The organism is Arthrobacter sp. Dra40, from assembly GCF_059091905.1.
The window spans coordinates 1-2,178 of sequence record NZ_JBNHHB010000422.1; the positions used below are offsets into that span (position 1 = coordinate 1).

2 protein-coding genes and 1 pseudogene are annotated in these 2,178 nt (G+C 67.5%); all 3 read right to left on the minus strand.

The genetic code is table 11. From position 1 onward, the window contains the following. Window positions 1-69 (minus strand): annotated as a pseudogene (locus tag AC5RWT_RS36715) (acyl carrier protein); the annotation flags it as partial. 110 nt (window positions 70-179) lie between these two features. After that, the gene (locus AC5RWT_RS36720; RefSeq protein ID WP_494084514.1) at window positions 180-1,247 is read right to left on the minus strand and encodes a beta-ketoacyl-ACP synthase III; all 1,068 of its coding nucleotides are present in this window, start codon (window positions 1,245-1,247) and stop codon (window positions 180-182) included. After that, window positions 1,244-2,178, minus strand: a 935-nt coding sequence (locus AC5RWT_RS36725) for an ACP S-malonyltransferase (protein WP_494084515.1), incomplete at its 5' end; no start/stop codon positions are given. The genes AC5RWT_RS36725 and AC5RWT_RS36720, both read right to left, overlap by 4 nt.

Genomic DNA, 2,178 nt, shown 5'->3' on the forward strand with positions numbered 1-2,178 from the left:
CGGGGCCAGGCCGGTCTCTTCGTTGACGATCTCGGCCAGACCGGCCAGGATTTCTTCGTTGCTAGCCATGGTGGCTCCTTTTCTTGTGCTGCCGGACAACGTCCGGACGGGTTTCAAACCGCGGTCTGCGGCCTGGTTCTGGTTGGAATGTAGGGGAGGCCCAACTACCGCAAGGCAGTCTACGGCAGGACGATGACCTGCGCGCCGAACACCAGGCCGGCGCCGAAGCCGATCTGCAGGGCGAGTCCGCCGGAGAGCCCAGGGTTCTCCTGCAACAGGCGGTGCGTGGCCAGCGGGATCGACGCCGCCGAGGTATTGCCGGCGTTGGCGATGTCGCGGGCCACCACCACGCTCTCGGGAAGCTTCAGCTGCTTGACCATCTCGTCGATGATGCGCATGTTCGCCTGGTGCGGCACGAAGGCGGCAAGGTCCTCAGGCTGCAGGCCTGCTGCCTCCAGGGCCTGCTTGGCCACCTTCGCCATTTCCCAGACCGCCCAGCGGAACACCGACGGACCGTCCTGGCGCAGCGTCGGCCAGAGCTTGGTGTCCTTCTCATCGAAGGTGTCCGAGACTGCGGACAGCGAGCCGGCGGCCTCGGCAGCCAGCGAGAGCTCGCGCACGTCGCTGAGGGAATGGGTCATGCTGATGGTGTCCCACTTGCTGCCGTCGGAACCCCACACCGGCTTGCTGATGCCCGGCGTATCGGACGGACCAACGACAACCGCGCCGGCGCCGTCGCCCAGCAAGAAGGAAATGGTCCGCTCGGTGTTGTCGATGACGTCGGAGAGCTTCTCCGCACCGACCACCAGCACATAATCGGCGGTCCCGGAACGAACCAGGGCATCAGCTTGGGCAATGCCGTAGCAATAGCCGGCGCAGGCAGCAGAGATATCGAACGCGGGAGCCGGAGTGGCGCCGACGCGGTCGGCCAGGGCCGCGGCGGCGGACGGTGTGGCGTAGGGATGGGAGACGGTGGAGACGATGACGGCACCGAGCTGATCGCCGGTGATGCCGGCCTGTGTCAAGGCCTCTTTGGCTGCGCCTTCGGCCATGTCCAGCACCGACGTCCTGGCATCCGCCCGGTGGCGGGTGATAATCCCGGTCCGCTGGCGGATCCATTCGTCGGAGGAATCGATCCACTGGCAGACGTCGTCGTTGGTGACGATGACGTCGGGACGGTACGCGCCTATGCCCAGGACTCGCGAGAAATCGCGCAGCGGGGTCTGCTGGATGACGGGGGTGCTCACTGCTCGGATTCTCCAGACATGCTGTTCGTGACGGGGGTCTGTTCGGTGTGTTCGGCGATGAAGTCCCGGGCTGCTGCCAGGTCTTCCGGCGACTTCAGGGCCATGGTGGCCACGCCCTTCATGCCGCGCTTGGCCAGCCCGGCCAGGGTGCCGGCCGGCGGCAGTTCGAGCAGCCCGGTGACGCCGACGGACACCAGCTTCTCCATGCACTTGTCCCAGCGGACGGGACGCGAAACCTGGGCGATCAGGCTGTCCAGGTTCTCTTCGCCGCCCACCACGGGTTCGCCGTCGTAATTGGAGAGCAGGGTGAGCGACGGCATGGCCGGCTTCAGCTGCGGCCGCAGGTTTTCCAGGGCGATGACCGCGGGCGCCATGTGTTGGGTGTGGAAGGCGCCGGCCACTTTCAGCGGGATGACCCGCGCCTTGGCCGGCGGATTCGCGGCGAACGCCTGCAGCTGCTCCAGCGTTCCGGCGGCCACGGTCTGGCCGCCGCCGTTGGCGTTCGCCGGGGTGAGCCCGGCTGCTTCGATCGCGGCGAGCACTTCGTCCGGATCGCCGCCGAGCACGGCACTCATGCCGGTCGGGGTCTGCGCGGCCGCACGCGCCATCGCGTTGGCCCGTTCGCGTACAAAGTTCATCGCGTCGTTCTCCGTCAGCGCGCCGGCGATGGCGGACGCCGTAATCTCTCCCACGGAATGGCCGGCGACGACGGTGGACAGGTCCAGTGCCTCGTCAGCGGTCAGGGCGCGGGCGGCCAGCAGGCCTGCGGCCACGATCAGCGGCTGCGCGACCGCGGTGTCCTTGATGGTTTCTTCGTCCGACACGGTGCCGTGGGAGATAAGGTCCAGCTGGGCGATGTCGCTCAGCAGCCCCAGATGTTCGGCAACGCCGGGGACCTCGAGCCATGGATTGAGGAACCCGGGGGTCTGGG